This window comes from Agromyces sp. NPDC058484 (genome assembly GCF_042720415.1).
In the GTDB taxonomy this organism is placed as follows: domain Bacteria; phylum Actinomycetota; class Actinomycetes; order Actinomycetales; family Microbacteriaceae; genus Agromyces.
On the sequence record NZ_JBHXMP010000023.1, the window covers coordinates 1 to 16,828 of the forward strand.

Genomic DNA, 16,828 nt, shown 5'->3' on the forward strand with positions numbered 1-16,828 from the left:
CGAGGAACGCGAACACCGACCCGGCCGGCAGCAGATGCCCCGCCCACGACTCGACATCCAGAAGTTGGCGATTCCCAGCATCACGACCCTGCATGCACCAAGTCTTAACCCGCGACCAGACTTCTGCAGCAGGCGCGCCTTAACCCGCTGGATTGTTCAGCGGTCTCCTAGGCGTCGTTGATCGCGAGGAGCAGATGGCCGCTCGAGACGGTGGAGCCGGTCTCGGCGTTCACCAGTCCGATGACGCCGTCTTTGTGGGCGAGGATGGGCTGCTCCATCTTCATGGCCTCGAGCACGAGCACGAGGTCGCCCTTGACGACCTTGTCGCCCTCTGCGACGGCGACCTTCACGATCGTGGCCTGCATCGGCGCCTTCACGGCGTCGCCGGTGGCCGTGTCGACGGAGTGACCGGCGGTGCGACGGCGCGGTGCGGGCCCGGCGTTGGCGGCGCCGGCGGATGCCCCGCCCGCGAGCCGCTTCGGAAGGCTCACCTCGATGCGCCGGCCTGCGACCTCGACCACGACGTCGGTACGTGCGGCCGGACCGGTGGTCTCGGCGATCTCACCCGACCACGGCTCGAGCCGGTTGTCGTACTCGGTCTCGATCCACCGCGTATAGACCGAGAACGGCTCGTCGCCATCGGGCGCGAACGCCGGGTTGTTCACGATGTCGCGGTGGAAGGGCAGCACGGTGGGGAGCCCTGCGATCTCGAACTCGTCGAGCGCGCGGCGGGCGCGCTCGAGGGCGTCGCGTCGGCTCGAACCGGTGACGATGAGCTTCGCGAGCAGCGAGTCGAAGGCCCCCGAGATCTCGTCGCCGCTGGTGACGCCCGAGTCGATGCGCACGCCGGGGCCTCCGGGGAACCGCAGCTGGTGCACCGGCCCGGGAGCGGGCAGGAAGCCCCGGCCAGGGTCCTCGCCGTTGATGCGGAACTCGATGGAGTGCCCGGTGGTGACGGGATCGGGATAGTCGAGCGCGCCGCCCTCGGCGAGGCGGAACTGCTCGCGCACCAGGTCGATGCCGGTGACCTCCTCGGAGACCGGGTGCTCGACCTGGAGGCGGGTGTTCACCTCGAGGAACGAGACGGTGCCGTCCTGGCCGATGAGGAACTCGCACGTGCCGGCGCCGACGTAGCCGACCTCGCGCAGGATCGCCTTCGACGACTCGTAGAGCGCCTCGAGCTGCTGCTCGGTGAGGAAGGGCGCGGGCGCCTCCTCGACGAGCTTCTGGTGGCGGCGCTGCAGCGAGCAGTCGCGGGTCGAGATGACGACGACGTTGCCGTGCGCGTCGGCGAGGCACTGCGTCTCGACGTGGCGGGGCTTGTCGAGGTACTTCTCGACGAAGCACTCGCCGCGCCCGAAGGCGGCGACGGCCTCGCGGGTGGCCGAGTCGAAGAGCTCGGGCACCTCCTCGCGGGTGCGGGCGACCTTGAGGCCGCGTCCGCCGCCGCCGAACGCGGCCTTGATGGCCACGGGCAGGCCGTGCACGTCGACGAATTCGAGCACCTCCGAGGCATCCGCCACCGGGTTGAGGGTGCCGGGCGCGAGCGGGGCGCCGACCTTCTCGGCGACGTGCCTGGCCGAGACCTTGTCGCCGAGGCGCTCGATGGCCTCGGGGGAGGGGCCGATCCAGATGAGCCCGGCATCGATGACGGCGCGCGCGAAGTCGGGGTTCTCGGCGAGGAAGCCGTAGCCGGGGTGCACGGCGTCGGCGCCCGAGCGGCGGGCGACCGAGATCAGCTTGTCGATCACGAGGTAGGTCTCGGCGCTCGTGGAGCCGTCGAGCGCATAGGCCTCGTCGGCCAGCTTGGCGTGCCGGGCGTCGCGGTCCTGGTCGGCGTACACGGCGACCGAGCCGATTCCGGCGTCGCGGGCGGCGCGGATCACGCGTACGGCGATCTCTCCACGGTTGGCGATGAGGACCTTCGTGATGCGCGGCATAGTTCCCAAGCCTATTGGCGCAGCCCGCCGCGCCTTTGGGTTGCATCCACAAAATGAACGGATGTCTCTTGCGGGAGACGACAATCGCGCACGCTTCGATGGGCTCGTTCGCTTCGACGGGCGCAGCGAGCGACCGTTCCCTGAGCTCGTCGAAGGGAGCCGTCGCTTCGACGGGGCTCAGTGAGCGACGCGATTCCACAGCGACGGCCAGTCCACCCCCAGTTCCCGCACGAGATCGCGAAGCGTCGAGAGCGAGAGTCCCACCACCGTCGACGGATCGCCCTCCACGCGCCGGATGAACGGCCCGCCGAGGCTGTCGATCGTGAACGCGCCGGCGACCAGCAAGGGCTCGCCCGTGGCGATGTACGCGTCGATCTCGGGTTCGTCGAGCGCCGCGAACCGCACGGTCGCGACATCCGCTCTCCCGACCGCACCGCGCACCCTGCCGCCGCGATGGTCGATCAGCCAGTGACCCGACCACAGCTCGCCGTGGCCGCCGTTCTGGGCGAGCCAGCGCGTCTTCGCGACGTCGGGCCGATGCGGCTTGCCGTGGATCTCGCCACCGGTCAGGAACGCCGAGTCGCCCCCGAGCACGAGCCCGTCGATCGGCGCGCCGTCGGGCGCGCGGGCGACGACCGCCTCGGCCTTCGCCCGCGCGAGCAGCTGCACCATGTCGGCCGGCGCGAGTGGGCCGGATGCCGCTTCCGTCGCCGTGACGAGTCCCTCCTCGTCGACGCCGGGCGCGATCGCGACCGGTTCGATCCCGGCCGCGCGGAGCGTCTGGAGCCGGGCGGGGGACGTCGAGGCGAGGTACAGGCGCATGCACCCATCCTGCCCCCGGTCCCTGAGCACGTCGAAGGGCCGTCGCGCTGTGGAATGCTCGAAGCATGGCCGAGCCCCGCCGATCCCGCCGATCCCGTCGACCCGCAGGTGCGGACCGCGCGCGCACGCCCCGGCCGCCCGACGTCGACGGACCGGTGATCGAGCTGGAGGTCGAGCGCGTCGCCCACGGCGGCGTCTTCGTCGCCCACCACGAGGGCCGGGTCGTCTTCGTCGCCGACGCCGTCCCGGGGGAGCTGGTCGCCGCGCGCGTCACCGACCGGCACCGCGACCGGTTCTGGCGTGCCGAGACCGTCGAGGTGCTGCGCGCCTCGGCGGATCGCCGTGCGCACGTGTGGGCAGAGGCATCCGTCGACCGGGCGCCCTCGCTGCGGGCGGGCGGCGCCGAATTCGGGCACATCGCCCTCGCGCGCCAGCGCGAGCTCAAGGCCGAAGTGCTCCGCGACGCCCTTGCCCGCATGGGCGGCGTCGACCGCGACATCCGGGTGCTGCCGATCGATCCTGCGCTCGCGCCCGGCGTGTCGACGGAGGACGGCACGGGGTGGCGCACCCGGGTGCGGCTGCAGGTCGCCGGCGACGGCTCGGTCGGGCCGTACGCGGCCCGGAGCCACGCGGTCGTGCCCGTGGCATCCGTGCCGCTCGCGGTGGCCGAGCTCGCCCGGCTCGCACCGCTGGGCGAACGATTCCCCGGTGCGCGCGCAGTCGACCTGGTCGCGCCCAGCGTCGGCGACGCGGCCCTCGTGGTCGTCGGCTGGGAACGCGAGCGGATGCCGCGGGGCGCGCGCCCGACGATCGAGGAGCAGGTCGGCGATCGCAGATTCCGCCTCGACCGCGACGGGTTCTGGCAGGTGCACCGGGGCGCGGCGGCCACGCTCACCCGGGCGGTGCAGGAACTCGTCGACCCCGGGCTCTTCGACCCGCGCGCCGCGAACCTCGACCTCTACGGCGGCGTGGGGCTGCTCGCGGCGGCCGTCGGCGACCGGTTCGGCGACACGCTGCGCATCACGACGGTCGAGGCCGACGCGCGCGCGACCGAGCACGCCGGGGCCAACCTCGCCGACTGGGTCGGTGCGCGGGCGGTGACCGGCCGGGTCGATCGCTTCCTCGGCGAGCTCGCGGCGAGCGCGGGACCCGGCGAGCGCGCACGACTCCGCGATGCCACCGTCGTGCTCGACCCGCCGCGCTCGGGCGCGGGCCGTGCCGTCGTCGAGCGCCTCGTCGAGTTGCGCCCCCGGCAGCTCGTCTACGTGGCCTGCGACCCCGTCGCCCTCGCGCGCGACGTCGGGCTGCTCCGCGAGCGCGGCTACGAGCTCGCCGACCTCGCCGCGTTCGACCTCTTCCCGAACACCCATCACTTCGAGGCCGTGGCCAGGCTGACCGCTATCGTGTGACTGTGGGGGAAGGGGGGCGCGTGGCGCGTTCGAGCCGAGCGGGTGCCGCGGCGACGGTGGCGATCGTCGACGACCACGAGGCGGTGCGGCTCGGGCTGCGCGCCGCGTGCCGTGACGCCGGGTACGACGTGGTCGCCGAGACGGCGAACGTGCCCGAGCTGCTCGCCGCGCTCGGCGGCTCGTCGTGCGACGTCGTCGTGCTCGACCTGTCGCTCGGCGACGGCTCCTCGGTGACCGAGAACGTACGCACCGTGCTCGCGACGGGCAGTGCGGTGCTCGTGCACAGCATCGCCGACCGCGTCGCCGCCGTGCGCGAGGCGCTCGCCGCGGGTGCGGCGGGCGTCATCCCCAAGGCCTCCCCGATGGCGGTCGTGATCGGCGCGATCGCGACGGTCGCGAACGGCGAGGTGCTGAACAACGTCGAGTGGGCGAGCGCGATCGAAGCCGATCGCGACTTCGCGAAGGCGCAACTCGGCCGCCGCGAGCGCGACGTGCTGAACCTGTACGCCTCGGGCCTGCCCCTGAAACTCGTCGCCCTCCAACTCGGCATCGCCCATTCCACGGCTCGGGAGTACCTCGACCGGATCCGCGCGAAGTACGTCGAGGTCGGGCGGCCTGCGCCGACGAAGGTCGACCTCCTCCGGCGTGCGGTCGAGGACGGCATCCTGCCGGGACTCGACGGCGAAGGCGGGGATGCCCGCCGCTGAGTGGCGTGTCGCGCGACTCGCGACGCGCCGCCGAGCCGCCGTCACCAGGGCACAGGTCGAGACCGTCTCGGGGCGCGCGCTCGGGATCTTCGGACTCGTGTTCGGTGCGCAGACGCTTCCCATCGCGCTCATGCAGTCGCCGGCCCTCGTCGGGGGAGCCGGTGCCGCGCTCATGGCGCTGCTCTACGGAGGGCTGGTCGCCCTCGCCGTCGCGAGCCTCGCGAAGGTCGCCGTCCGCGGCGCCGCACTCGCGTTCGCGGTGCTCTACGCGGCGGCGCTCGTCGCCTGGCCCCTCCTCGTCGACGACCCCGCCGCACTCGACGGCGAGGCGCCATGGCTCTACTACCTCTGCACCGTCGCCACGACGGCCGCCGTCGTCGCCGTCCCTGCTCCCGTCGCGACGGGATACACGACCGTCGTGCCCGCGGTGTACGGCGTCATCCGGCTGCTGCCCGCGGGCGGCGCCGCGGTCCCCCTTCTGGCGGTGCTCGACGCGATGTACGCCGTCATCCTCGGAGTCGTCGTGCTCATCATCGTCACGATGCTGCGGCAGGCCGCCGAGTCGGTCGACTCCGCGCAGGAGGCGGCGCTGCAACGCTACGACGTCGCCGCCCGCCAGCACGCGACGGAGAGCGAGCGGGTCAAGGTGGACGCACTCGTGCACGACAGCGTGCTCACGACGCTGCTCTCGGCGGCCGCCGCGGAATCCGCCGATGAGCAGTCCCTCGCCGCGCGCATGGCGCGAGATGCCGTGAAGCGGCTCGACGAGGCGGGGGCGTCCGGACCGAGGGCGCTCGACCGCGTGGGACTCCCAGTGCTCGTGCGGCGACTCCGCGCGGCACTCACGACCTTCTCGGCCCCGGTCACCGTGCGCGTCGTGAACGCCAGCGGCGTGGAGTTGCCCGTCGACGCGATCGACTCCCTCTACTCGGCCGCGGTGCAGGCGATGGTGAACAGCATGCAGCACGCCGACGAGCCGGGCCGCAGCACGCGGCGGGAGCTTCGCATCCGCGGTGTTCGCTCGGGCGGATGCGTCATCGAGGTCGCCGACAACGGGTGCGGGTTCGAGCGCAGCGAGGTGCCGGTCGAGCGACTCGGGCTCAGGGTGTCGATCGAGGAGCGGATGGACAATGCAGGCGGGAGCGCCGAGATCGTCTCGAGCCCGGGGCACGGCACCACCGTCACGGTCGCCTGGCCGGCCGGGGCTGAAGGGGGCGACGCATGATCACCGTGCCCCGCTGGCTCCTCCTCGCGCTGGGCGCCATGTTCTCGGCGTACCACGTCGTGCTCGGCGTGTATTCGCTCGACGTGCCGCGGTCGCCGTGGCCGACGGTCGTCGCGCTGGCGCTCTACTCGATCGCCACGGTCGCGAGTCTCTGGCCGGTTCCACGGTTGCGGATGCCCGGCTGGCTCGCCGCCTTCGACCTCGCGGTGTGCGTCGTGCTTCCACTGCTCGTCACGAGCCAGCTCGATGCGGCGGCCGACAACGGCTACGCCACGTGGTACGTCGCCGCCGTCGGAACCCTCATGACGATCGCCGCCGCGAGGCGCCAGCTCGCCGTGGCCTGGATCGGCGTCGTGGCCCTCGCGGTGCAGACGCTGGTGTGGGCGGGGCCGCTCTCGCTGGGCACGCTCGGCGTCGTCGGCAGCATCGTGTGGGTCGCGATCGCGCACATGCTGACGATCGCGCTCGCGACGGCCGCGCGGGAGACCCGGCGCTACGCGCAGGCGGAGCGCGAGGCGGCGGCGTGGCAGGCCGCTCAGGACGCGCACCTCTTCGAGGGACGCGTTCGCCTCGCACACACGAACCACATCGCCGCCCCGATGCTCCGCCGCATCGCCGATCGCGGCGGCGAGCTCACCATCGCGCAGCGCCAGGAGTGCCGTCAGCTCGAGGCGGCGATCCGCGACGAGATCCGGGGTCGGATGCTCCTGACCGATGTCGTGCGCACCGAGGTGCAGCGCGCCCGCGAGCGGGGCACGATCGTCACGCTGCTCGACGAGGGCGGCATCGACGACCTCGACGAGGCGACGCGCGATCGTGTGCTGTCGCGGCTCGCGGAGGCGGTGGCCGTGTCGAGGGCCGACCGCATCATCGCGCGCACGGCCGCGGAGGGCTCCCCGGTGGCGGTCACCGTGGTGGGCCTGCGCGAGCCCGAGGGCGGGGCCGAGACCGACAGCACCGACGATCTCGAGGTGGAGTTCTGGATGGAGATCCCCCGGACATGAAGGTGGGGGCCGATCCGAGATCGGCCCCCAACCAAGCCCGAGCCACGGCGACAACCCGAATATCGCCCTGACTCGCCCCCAACGGTCACCGGTTACCCGACCGGTGACGATGGCGGCTCCCGATGGAGCCTGCAGGAACAATACTGATGCACGGGCCGGGAGTCGCATAGTCAGCATTTCGGGGGACACGGCGCGTCCCCCACGCGGGAATCAGCGCACCGAGCGCGTCCAGGCCCCCGGCCCCACGGCGATCGATGAGCGCAGCGCGTGACCGCTCTGCACCCAGGGGTCGCGCGCGGGTTCGGAGACGGATGCCGCGCCGGCGTCGTCCTCGAGCGCGGCGAGCACCACGGCGGTGACCGCGGCGGCCTCCTCGTGGGTGACCGAGCGGGTGAGGAAGCGGAGGTCGGCGGCGCGCGCGTCGGAGACGGCGTCCGCGTCGGCGTGGATCGGCGTGTCGCCGGATCGGGTGTCGGTCATGCTGCCCCCTTAGAGCGGGATGTTCCCGTGCTTCTTCGGCGGCAGGCTCGCACGCTTCGTGCGGAGCGTGCGCAGCGCCTTCACGACCGCGACGCGGGTCGCCGCGGGCTCGATGACGCCGTCGAGCTCACCGCGCTCGGCGGCGAGGAACGGCGAGGCCACGTTGTAGGTGTACTCGTTCGCGAGCTTCGTGCGCACGGCCGCGACATCCTCACCCGCCTCCTCGGCACGCTTGATCTCGCCGCGGTAGAGGATGTTCACCGCACCCTGGCCGCCCATCACCGCGATCTCGGCCGTCGGCCACGCGAGGTTGATGTCGGCGCCCAGCTGCTTCGAGCCCATGACGATGTACGCGCCGCCGTACGCCTTCCGGGTGATGACCGTGACGAGCGGCACGGTCGCCTCGGCATATGCGTAGAGGAGCTTGGCGCCGCGTCGGATGACGCCGGTCCACTCCTGGTCGGTGCCGGGGAGGTAGCCGGGCACGTCGACGAGGGTGAGGATCGGGATCCCGAACGCGTCGCAGAACCGCACGAAGCGCGAGGCCTTCTCGCCCGCTGCGATGTTGAGCGTGCCCGCCATCTGGCTGGGCTGGTTGGCGATGATGCCCACCGAGCGCCCCTCGATGCGCGCGAAGCCCACGACGATGTTCGGCGCGAACAGCGGCTGCACCTCGAGGAAGTCGCCGTGGTCGACGACGCCCTCGATGACCGAGTGCATGTCGTACGGCTGGTTCGGCGAGTCGGGGACGACGGTGTTCAGCCGGCGGTCGTCGTCGGTGATCTCGAGCTCGGCGTCGGCGTCGTAGACGGGGGCATCCGTCATGTTGTTGTCGGGCAGGAACGAGACGAGTGTGCGTGCGTAGTCGAGCGCATCGGACTCGTCGCTCGCGAGGTAGTGCGCGACGCCCGAGATCGTGTTGTGCGTGAGCGCGCCGCCGAGCTCTTCCATCCCCACGTCTTCGCCGGTGACGGTCTTGATCACGTCGGGGCCGGTGACGAACATCTGGCTGGTCTTGTCGACCATGATCACGAAGTCGGTGAGCGCGGGCGAGTAGACGGCGCCGCCGGCCGCCGGGCCGCAGACGATCGAGATCTGCGGGATGACCCCGGATGCCGCGGTGTTGCGGCGGAAGATCTCGCCGTACTTGCCGAGCGCGACCACGCCCTCCTGGATGCGTGCGCCGCCCGAGTCGAGGATGCCGATGATCGGCACGCCGATCTTCAGCGCGAGCTCCATGACCTTGATGATCTTCTCGCCGGCGACCTCGCCGAGTGAGCCGCCGAAGATCGTGAAGTCCTGCGAGTACACCGCAACCTGGCGGCCGTGGATCGTGCCGGTGCCGGTGACGACCGCGTCGCCGTAGGGGCGCTTCGCGTCCATGCCGAACGCGTTCGTGCGATGCCGCACGAACTCGTCGAGCTCGACGAACGAGCCCGGGTCGAGCAGCTCGGTGATGCGCTCGCGCGCCGTCATCTTGCCCTTGGCGTGCTGCTTCTCGACGGCCGCCTCACCCGATGCGGTCACCGCCTCGTGATAGCGCAGCTTGAGGTCGGCGAGCTTGCCGGCGGTCGTGGAGAGGTCGGGGCCGCCAGTCGAATCGGTCGCAGTCGCTTCGGTCACGCCGTTCACTCTACCGGCGGGTATTCGGCCGTCTTCGTTGAGGGATTCCCACAAATCCGCCCGTCGACGTGGTGCCTTCCGTGACTGCAACTGGGAAACTGGCTGCATGGATCTTCCGAAGAGCCGCGCGGTCGTGCCGCGCCTCGAGTTCCTCGCCTCGACCGGTTCGACCAACGACGACCTGCGCGCGGCTGCCGGCGGGGCGGATGCCGCGGCCTGGCCGCACGGCTCGGTCATCGTGACCGACGACCAGACGCATGGCCGCGGGCGCATGGGTCGCACCTGGCTCGCGCCCACAGGCAAGACGCTCGCGATCTCGGTGCTGCTGCGCCCCGAGCTCCCGGGCGGTCGTGCGTTCCCGCCCGAGGCGTACGGGTGGCTTCCGCTGATCGCCGGCGCGGCCATGACGGAGGCGGTGCGTCGCGCGGTCGACGCCGCGGCATCCGTTCCCGATGGCGAGGCCGAGGACGACGGCACCGGCGGCGTCGAGGTCGTGCTGAAGTGGCCGAACGACGTGCTCGTCTCCGGCTACAAGATCTGCGGCATCCTCTCGGAACTGCTGCCCCCTTCGACAGGCTCAGGGACCGCGACAGGCTCAGGGACCGCGACAGGCTCAGGGACCGCGACAGGCTCAGGGACCGCGACAGGCTCAGGGACCGCGACAGGCTCAGGGACCGCGGCAGGCTCAGGGACCGCAGCGGGTTCAGGGACGACGGGCGGCGTCGTGATCGGCGCCGGCCTCAATCTCACCCTCGACGAGCACGACCTGCCGACCCTCGCGTCGACCTCCCTCCTGCTCGCCACGGGCGTGCAGCCCGACGCCGACGCCGTGCTCGCCGACTACCTCTCTGGACTCCTGGCGCTCATACGGGCCTTCACGGAACACGGCGCGGATGCCACGGCCAGCGGGATCGCGGGCCGGGTGAGCGACCTGTGCGGCACCCTCGGGTCCGACGTGCAGGTGCAGCTCCCCGGCGATCGGGAGCTCCTCGGCGTCGCCGAGCGCCTCGACGGCGACGGTCGCCTCATCGTGCGCGACGGGAATGGCGAGGCGCAGGCCGTCGCCGCCGGGGACGTCACCCACGTGCGGTGATAATGGGCGTATGAGCCCAGCCGCGAGCCAGGCCGCCGCGCAGCCCGCGACACCCGCCGAGCGGGTCGTCGCCCGAGTGCGGCGCCACGCCCGGATGCTCATCCTTCCGGCCCTGCTCCTCATCGCCGTCGCGGGCGGTGTCGCCTACGGCCTGGCGGTGCTGCCCGAGCCCTGGCAGAGCCTCGCCGTCGCGGGCGTCGCCCTGCTCGTCGTGTTCCTCGGCTCGTTCCTGCCTTTCCTCGCGTGGCTCACGCGCCGGGCGACGATCACGACCCGACGCATCATCCTGCGCAGCGGCGTCTTCACGCGCGTCAGGCAGGAGCTGTTGCACAGCCGCGGCTACGACGTCACCGTGCGCCGCACGTGGTGGCAGGGCGCGTTCGGCTCCGGCGACGTGCGCATCACCACGGGTCACGACCGCCCCGTGGTGCTCCGGGACGTGCCGAGGCCGAGGCTCGTCCAGGCTGCGCTGGAGGAGCTCATGGAGGACACGCGAACCCACGGCGGCGACCCGAGGCGGGTCGAACCGTCGGTGGCCGACGGCGACACCGTCGCCTGGGGCGGGCGCTGACCCGACGAGATCCCGGCGGGTGGCGCGGCATCCGCTCGGAGCGCGTAACGTAGACAGGTGGTCTCGCGCGCCCCCGAGCGCGAGCCGCGCGATGAAGGGTTCCCGTTGGCCGACGAATGCATCCACGGTTTCGACGACGGCCTCTGCGCCATCTGCTTCCCGCCGAAGGAGCCCGAGCCGAGGCCCGCCGCCGCCGCGTCGCGAGCAGCCCGCGCGGGCGGGAGCCGCAGGCCGGCACCTTCACCCAGGGTGGCGGGCGCTGCCGGCGCGCGAACGCTCGTCGACGCCCCGATCGACACGAAGACGCTCCGCATCTACCACGTGACGCATGTCGACAACGTCGGGTCCATCCTCGGTGAGGGTGCGATCCTCGCCGACGCGGCAGGCGCGAAGCCCGCGGTCGACGTGTCCGCGTCCGACGCCCGCGAGTTCCGGCGGTCGGCGAGCGTCGAGGGCACCGATGCCGTCGTCGCCGACTACGTGCCGTTCCTCCTCTCGACCGACGCGCACGTGTGGAACGCCGTGCGCACGGGCACGCCCGACCCGCGCCTCGCCGTGGGGGCGGTGGAGCGCCAGCCCGCCGACCACGTCATCCTCGTGAGCAGCGTCGCCGGCGCCGTCGGCGCGCGCACCGACACCGTCGGCTCGGTCGTCGTCACCGACGCGGATGCCGCGGCCGGCGGTGTCGACGCGGCATCCGCGTGGCCCGACGTGCTCCGCATGCTGCAGCGGCTGCACCGCGAGGACGAGGGGTCGCGACTGCTCTCGGCCGAGTTCCTCGTGCGCGAGTGCCTGCCGCTCGAGCGGGTGCTGCTCATCGCCGTCGGCAACGACCGCGTGCGCGACCGCGTGCGCGCCGCGCTCGACGCCGTGGGCCTCCGCACGCGCGTCGCGGTGTACCCGCCGTGGTTCCAGCCCACGCCCGAGCCGGACGCCGAGTAGGCCGCTACTCGACCGGCTGAGGCGGAGGCTCCTCGAAGAGCGCGCGTTGCGCCTCCTCGACCCGTTCGAGGTTCGACAGGCCGTCGGCGCGGTGGTGCCCGAAGACCCAGTACCGGTACAGCAGGAACCGGAACGCAGTGCCGAGCGCGAGCCCGACGACGTTCGTCGAGATGTTGTCGGCCACCAGGCTGGTGTACCCGAGCAGGTGGTGGCTCACCCAGAGGCAGAGCAGGGCGATCGCCATGCCGCCGAGCGAGACGACAACGTACTCGGCGAACTCGCGCAGGTAGTTGCGCCTGCGGTGCCGGCGGAACGTCCAGTACCGGTTGCCGAGCCAGTTGAAGATGATGGCGACCGACGTGGAGATCGTCTTCGCGCCGATCGCCGACTGCGCCCAGTGGCCGTCGCCGAAGACGCCGAGCCGCAGGAGGTTGAAGAGCGTCACGTCGATGACGAGCCCGATGAGGCCGACGATCCCGAACTTCACCGCGTAGGCGAGGAAGCCGTGCCAGAGCCGGGCGAGGGCGCTGCCGGCTCCGGTGGTCACCGGCACATCCTATGCCGCGAGGCGCGGCCTAGACTGTACGGGGCGTTGCCGCAGGCGGCGCCGACGGATGTCGCGGATGGGAGCACGGGTGCGGGTCGGAGTGATCGGCGGCGGGCAGCTGGCACGGATGATGATCCCCGCGGCGGTCGAGCTCGGGGTCGACCTCCGCGTGCTCGCCGAGGCCGAGGGCATGTCGGCGGCCCTCGCCGCCGACCGCGTCGGCGACTACACCGACGCCGACACGGTGCTCGCCTTCGCGCGCGAGGTCGACGTGATCACGTTCGACCACGAGCACGTGCCCCAGGACGTGCTGCACGCGCTCGTCGACGCGGGCGTGCCGGTGCATCCGGGGCCCGACGCCCTGCGGTTCGCGCAGGACAAGCTGCTCATGCGCGAGCGCCTCTCGCAGCTCGGCCTGCCGGTGCCCGACTGGGCCCGCGTCGAATCGACCGACGACCTCGACGACTTCATCGCCGACCACGGCGGCGCCGCGGTCGTGAAGACGCCGCGCGGCGGGTACGACGGCAAGGGCGTGCGCGTGGTGCGGTCTGCCGCCGAGGTCGCCGAGTGGTTCGCGACGATCGCCGAGGACGGCCGGGGCGGAGGCCTGCTCGTCGAGGAGCTCGTCGACTTCCGCCGTGAGCTCGCGCAGCTCGTCGCGCGCCGGCCCTCGGGCGAGGTGGCGGCGTGGCCGGTCGTCGAGACGGTGCAGGTCGGCGGCGTCTGCAGCGAGGTCATCGCGCCGGCACCGCGCTCGGCCGGCCGGATCGCGGATGTCGCGGCCGATGTCGCGATCACGATCGCCGAGGGGCTCGGCGTCACGGGTGTGCTCGCCGTCGAGCTGTTCGAGACGACCGACGACCGCGTCCTCGTGAACGAGCTCGCCATGCGACCGCACAACAGCGGCCACTGGTCGATGGACGGCTCGACCACCGGCCAGTTCGAGCAGCACCTCCGCGCCGTGCTCGACCTCCCGCTCGGCGGCACCGGATGCCACGAGAACTGGTCGGTCATGGTGAACGTGCTCGGCGGGCCGGTCGAGGGTGCGCTCACCGACCGCTACGTGGAGGCCCTCGCGGGGCATCCGACCGTGAAGCTGCACAACTACGGCAAGGAGCCGCGGCCGGGGCGCAAGGTGGGCCATGTCACCGCGATCGGCGGCAACCTCGACGACGTCGTGTACGAGGCGCGCGCGGCCGCCGCGGTGTTCCAGGACTGACGCCGGTTCGCTCGCTGAGCTGGTCGAAGCGAGCCCCGTCCGGCGGGGCCTGCGGGCATCTCCCAGCACCCGGCTCTAGGATCGTCGGGTGACTGAGACGAACACCGCTCCGCTCGTCGGCGTCGTGATGGGTTCCGACTCCGACTGGAACGTGATGCGCGAGGCATCCGCTCTGCTCGACGAGTTCGGCGTCCCGCACGAAGTGGAGGTCGTCTCGGCCCACCGCACGCCCGAGAAGATGATCGCCTACGGCAAGGCGGCGGCTGCGCGCGGCCTGAAGGTCATCATCGCCGGGGCCGGGGGCGCGGCGCACCTGCCCGGAATGCTCGCCTCGGTCACGACGCTTCCCGTCGTCGGCGTGCCCGTGCCGCTCTCGCGGCTCGACGGGCTCGACTCGCTGCTCTCGATCGTGCAGATGCCCGCCGGCGTGCCGGTCGCCACCGTCTCGATCGGCGGCGCGAAGAACGCGGGGCTCATCGCGGTGAAGATCCTCGCGACGTCGGATGCCGCGTTGAGCTCCGCGCTCGCCGACTACGCCACATCCCTCGCCGACCTGGTCGAGGAGAAGAACGAACGGCTCAAGTCCAGCCGATGAGTCTCGCCGCAAGCCCCATCCGTTTTCCCGACCTGGCCTCGCGCACGGTCATGACCCGTCGCGCGTGGTGGCTCGTCGCGCTGAACTTCCTCATCCCGGGCTCCGCGCAGGTGCTCGCGGGCGACCGCAAGCTGGGCCGGTTCGGACTCGGTGCGACGCTCGCGCTCTGGCTGCTGGCCGTCTCCGCCCTTGTCATGTGGATCTTCTGGCCGGCGGTGCTCTACACCGTGTTCTCCACCACGATCACGCTCTGGATCGTGGCGGCCGTGCTCGCGTTCTACGCAGTGCTCTGGGTGGTGCTGACCCTCGACACGCTGCGCCTCGTGCGCCTCGTGAAGACGGCGCCCTCGGCGCGCGCCGGGGTGGCGCTGCTCACCGTCGTCGTGATGGCCGTGGTGTCGGGCACCGCCGCCTACGGGGCGTACGTGGCGACCACTGCGAGCGGGTTCCTCTCGTCGGTGTTCATCGCAGGGCCCAGTGAGCCGCCCATCGACGGCAAGTACAACTTCCTCCTCCTCGGCGGCGACGCAGGCCCCGACCGCGACGGGCTCCGGCCAGACAGCATCACGGTCGTGAGCGTCGACGCCGAGACCGGGCAGGCCGTCACGATCGGCCTGCCGCGCAACATGGCCGACGTGCCGTTCGACGAGGGCTCGCCGCTTCAGGAGCTCTACCCCGAGGGCTACGGGTCCATCGACGGCTGCGAGGTCGACGTGTGCATGCTGAACTCGATCTACACCGAGGTCGAGCTCGTGAGCCCCGAGATGTACCCCGCCGCCGTCTCGGAGGGCAGCGAGCCCGGCATCGAGGCCATGCGGGATGCCGCGGAGGCGATCACCGGGCTGCCCATCCAGTACTACGTGCTCATCGACATGCAGGGCTTCCTCGAACTCATCGACGCGCTCGGCGGCGTGACGGTGACGGTGCCCGAAGACGTCCCGATCCACGCAGACGAGACGTTCACCACGGTCGCCGAATGGATCCCCGCCGGCGAGCAGCACCTCGACGGCTATCATGCGCTCTGGTACGCACGCTCCCGCTACGGCACGAGCGACTACGACCGGATGGAACGCCAGCGTCAGATCCAGCAGGCCGTGCTCGCGCAGTTCAATCCCGCGAACGTGCTCTCGAAGTTCCAGGAGATCGCGGCGGCGGGCTCGCAGGTCGTGAAGACCGACATCCCGCAGGGCTCGCTCGGGTACTTCGTCGACCTCGCCTCGAAGACCAAGGCCCTGCCGATCACCGACATCGAGCTCACCCCCGTGAACGACATCGACCCCGAAGAGCCCGACTACGAGTACATCCGGCAGCTCGTGTCGTCGGCCGTGTTCCCGCCCGAGGAGGAGTGACACCGTTCCCTGAGCCTGTCGAAGGGAACGAGCCTGTCGAAGGGAACGAGCCTGTCGAAGGGAACGAGCCTGTCGAAGGGAACGAGCCTGTCGAAGGGAACGAGCCTGTCGAAGGCAACTCGTCCTCGCTTCGACGAGCTCAGCGAACTTCGGCGCACTACAGGTCGGCGTGCAGCTGCCAGACGCGCTCGCCGGCGTCGCGCCAGCTGAACGCCCGGCTGCGATCGCTGCCGACGAGGGAGAGCCGTTCGGCGAGCGAGCGGTCGCTCACGACCGAGGTGATGGCCGCCGCGAGCCGATCCGCGTAGCCGTCGTCGCCCATCACCGGCACGGCGATGCCCGATCCGGCCGAGACCTCGAGGAAGGCCGGGGCATCCGAGTGGATGACGGGCGTTCCGAGGCTGAAGGCCTCGATCAGCGCGGTGCCCGCCCCCTCGTCATGGCTCGGCGCCACGAAGGCGAGCGCGCGCGAGATCACGATGGCCAGGTCGGGTGCGTCGAGGTCGTCGAGGTGGCGGATGCGCGAGGCATCCACCCCGCTCTCATCGGCGACCGTGGCCACGTGCTGGTCGCCCCACTTCTCGGGCCCGAGGATCACGACGGGCAACTCGGGCACCCCGCGCCGACCGAGCGCGGTGAAGACGTCGACGAGACCCTTGCGCGGCTCGAGCGTGCCGGGGACGACGATGTACTCGCGGGGAAGGCCGAGCCGGGCGGCCCGCTCGTCGGCGTCCGCGCCGACGACCAGACCCGACCGAGGTGCGGTGCCGATGACGCGGACGCGATCGCCGAGGTCGGCGACCTGCGCGAGCCGCTCGGCGAGGGCGTGAGTGGGCACCACCACGGCGTCGGCGTGCCGGCGTGCGCGCTTCATCATGCCCTTCTGCCAGGCGACGGAGGCCGCGGTGAGCGCCTCGGGGTGCGTCCACGCGAGCAGGTCGTGCACCGTCACGACCACCTGGTCGCCACCGCCGCGCGGGTGCTTTCGCAGTGGGGCGAACAGGCTCGTGCCGTGGATCATGCCCCCGCCGGGCGATGTGGTGACGCCGAGCTGCCACGCGGCGGCGAGTTCACGGCGGGCGAGCGAGGTCTTGTAGAGACCCGACAAGCCGGGAACCTCCGAGAGCACCCGGTCGTAGTCGTCGGGAAGCGACGACGAGACGATCGCCTCGACATCGCAGTTCGCCGGCGAGGCGGCGACGATGGCGCGTCCGAGGTCGCGGGTGTACTGGCCGAGGGCGCCCGGCACCGGTGCGACGATCTGATCGAGGATGACGCGAAGGGTCGTCGTCACACTGCTTC

General features: G+C 71.8%; 16 protein-coding genes. 10 read left to right on the top strand and 6 right to left on the bottom strand.

Translation table 11 applies throughout. The annotated features are described in order from the left end of the window. Positions 1-167 precede the first annotated feature (167 nt). Together ACFWN7_RS16135 and ACFWN7_RS16140 are read right to left on the bottom strand one after the other, a co-directional pair. On the bottom strand, positions 168-1,940 hold the full coding sequence (locus ACFWN7_RS16135; RefSeq protein WP_376939875.1) for an acetyl/propionyl/methylcrotonyl-CoA carboxylase subunit alpha: 1,773 nt from the start codon (positions 1,938-1,940) through the stop codon (positions 168-170). Positions 1,941-2,117: 177 nt separating this feature from the next. Further along, on the bottom strand, positions 2,118-2,762 hold the full coding sequence (locus tag ACFWN7_RS16140; protein ID WP_376939876.1) for a Maf family protein: 645 nt from the start codon (positions 2,760-2,762) through the stop codon (positions 2,118-2,120). Positions 2,763-2,827: 65 nt separating this feature from the next. Here ACFWN7_RS16140 and ACFWN7_RS16145 point away from each other — a divergent pair, with 65 nt between their 5' ends. Genes ACFWN7_RS16145 through ACFWN7_RS16160 form a run of 4 tightly spaced genes read left to right on the top strand, consistent with a single transcriptional unit; the run spans position 2,828 to position 7,107 of the window. Next, positions 2,828-4,171: a class I SAM-dependent RNA methyltransferase gene (locus ACFWN7_RS16145; RefSeq protein ID WP_376939877.1), complete on the top strand. Its 1,344-nt coding sequence runs from the start codon at positions 2,828-2,830 to the stop codon at positions 4,169-4,171. Between the two features lie 20 nt (positions 4,172-4,191). Then, positions 4,192-4,878 (top strand): response regulator, encoded by a 687-nt coding sequence (locus ACFWN7_RS16150; RefSeq protein ID WP_376939878.1) that lies wholly within the window; start codon positions 4,192-4,194, stop codon positions 4,876-4,878. Continuing rightward, positions 4,865-6,103, top strand: coding sequence for a sensor histidine kinase (locus ACFWN7_RS16155; protein ID WP_376939879.1), 1,239 nt, complete (start codon positions 4,865-4,867; stop codon positions 6,101-6,103). Before ACFWN7_RS16150 ends, ACFWN7_RS16155 begins: the two co-directional genes overlap by 14 nt. Then, a complete protein-coding gene (locus tag ACFWN7_RS16160; protein WP_376939880.1) occupies positions 6,100-7,107 on the top strand; it encodes a hypothetical protein in 1,008 nt (335 codons plus the stop codon). The genes ACFWN7_RS16155 and ACFWN7_RS16160 overlap by 4 nt, the downstream gene beginning before the upstream one ends. Positions 7,108-7,317: 210 nt before the next feature. On the opposite strand, the gene ACFWN7_RS16165 is transcribed toward ACFWN7_RS16160, so the two are convergent. Next, positions 7,318-7,587 (bottom strand): acyl-CoA carboxylase epsilon subunit, encoded by a 270-nt coding sequence (locus ACFWN7_RS16165; protein ID WP_376939881.1) that lies wholly within the window; start codon positions 7,585-7,587, stop codon positions 7,318-7,320. A gap of 9 nt (positions 7,588-7,596) precedes the next feature. Further along, positions 7,597-9,210 carry an acyl-CoA carboxylase subunit beta gene (locus ACFWN7_RS16170; RefSeq protein WP_376939882.1) on the bottom strand — a complete coding sequence of 538 codons (1,614 nt, stop codon included), beginning with the start codon at positions 9,208-9,210 and terminating at the stop codon, positions 7,597-7,599. A gap of 106 nt (positions 9,211-9,316) precedes the next feature. Between ACFWN7_RS16170 and ACFWN7_RS16175 the strand changes: the two genes are divergently transcribed. The 3 genes from ACFWN7_RS16175 to ACFWN7_RS16185 are packed head-to-tail and all read left to right on the top strand — an operon-like array spanning position 9,317 to position 11,816. Beyond that, positions 9,317-10,303 (top strand): biotin--[acetyl-CoA-carboxylase] ligase, encoded by a 987-nt coding sequence (locus tag ACFWN7_RS16175; RefSeq protein WP_376939883.1) that lies wholly within the window; start codon positions 9,317-9,319, stop codon positions 10,301-10,303. Positions 10,304-10,313: 10 nt separating this feature from the next. Further along, positions 10,314-10,874, top strand: coding sequence for a PH domain-containing protein (locus ACFWN7_RS16180; protein ID WP_376939884.1), 561 nt, complete (start codon positions 10,314-10,316; stop codon positions 10,872-10,874). 57 nt (positions 10,875-10,931) lie between these two features. Further along, on the top strand, positions 10,932-11,816 hold the full coding sequence (locus ACFWN7_RS16185; protein ID WP_376939885.1) for a DarT ssDNA thymidine ADP-ribosyltransferase family protein: 885 nt from the start codon (positions 10,932-10,934) through the stop codon (positions 11,814-11,816). A 4-nt stretch (positions 11,817-11,820) separates the two neighbouring features. Here ACFWN7_RS16185 and ACFWN7_RS16190 read toward each other — a convergent pair whose 3' ends face one another. After that, positions 11,821-12,363: a GtrA family protein gene (locus ACFWN7_RS16190; protein WP_376939886.1), complete on the bottom strand. Its 543-nt coding sequence runs from the start codon at positions 12,361-12,363 to the stop codon at positions 11,821-11,823. Positions 12,364-12,439: 76 nt separating this feature from the next. On the opposite strand from ACFWN7_RS16190, the gene ACFWN7_RS16195 reads away from it, so the two are divergent. From ACFWN7_RS16195 to ACFWN7_RS16205, 3 genes are all read left to right on the top strand, one after another. Continuing rightward, positions 12,440-13,582 carry a 5-(carboxyamino)imidazole ribonucleotide synthase gene (locus ACFWN7_RS16195; protein ID WP_376939887.1) on the top strand — a complete coding sequence of 381 codons (1,143 nt, stop codon included), beginning with the start codon at positions 12,440-12,442 and terminating at the stop codon, positions 13,580-13,582. A 127-nt stretch (positions 13,583-13,709) separates the two neighbouring features. Next, on the top strand, positions 13,710-14,177 hold the full coding sequence (purE, locus tag ACFWN7_RS16200; protein WP_376939920.1) for a 5-(carboxyamino)imidazole ribonucleotide mutase: 468 nt from the start codon (positions 13,710-13,712) through the stop codon (positions 14,175-14,177). After that, complete coding sequence (locus ACFWN7_RS16205) at positions 14,174-15,526, top strand: LCP family protein (RefSeq protein WP_376939888.1); 1,353 nt, start codon at positions 14,174-14,176, stop codon at positions 15,524-15,526. Before purE ends, ACFWN7_RS16205 begins: the two co-directional genes overlap by 4 nt. A 157-nt stretch (positions 15,527-15,683) precedes the next feature. Here ACFWN7_RS16205 and ACFWN7_RS16210 read toward each other — a convergent pair whose 3' ends face one another. After that, on the bottom strand, positions 15,684-16,820 hold the full coding sequence (locus ACFWN7_RS16210; protein ID WP_376939889.1) for a glycosyltransferase family 4 protein: 1,137 nt from the start codon (positions 16,818-16,820) through the stop codon (positions 15,684-15,686). Positions 16,821-16,828: the final 8 nt, after the last annotated feature.